Source organism: Rhizobium ecuadorense (assembly GCF_001187535.1).
Taxonomy (GTDB): Bacteria; Pseudomonadota; Alphaproteobacteria; order Rhizobiales; family Rhizobiaceae; genus Rhizobium; species Rhizobium ecuadorense.
Genome location: NZ_LFIO01000134.1, coordinates 1 through 241, shown reverse-complemented (window position 1 = coordinate 241; position 241 = coordinate 1). Strand labels below are relative to the sequence as shown.

General features: G+C 50.2%; 1 pseudogene. It reads right to left on the bottom strand.

Annotated elements, in window-relative coordinates:
• A pseudogene (locus tag AF337_RS44985) lies at window positions 1-64 on the bottom strand (MarR family winged helix-turn-helix transcriptional regulator); the annotation flags it as partial.
• Window positions 65-241: the final 177 nt, after the last annotated feature.

Genomic DNA, 241 nt, shown 5'->3' with positions numbered 1-241 from the left:
CCTCGGCTATCCGCACGCCGGCGCGATTGAGAAGATAGGGAACGGAATCGGTAAGTTTGTACATGTCTCTGTCTGCTGGCGGGATTCGGCTTGCTGAGGGCTCCCTCCGACATGCACCTAAATTACCGGGATGACAACACGATTGGCTTTCTGCTGCCGAGAACGGCTGGGTAGATCAAGCATTTTCCCGCCTAATTTCTAAATTTGCATTGACAATAGTTGCAAATGCAATAATTTGGAC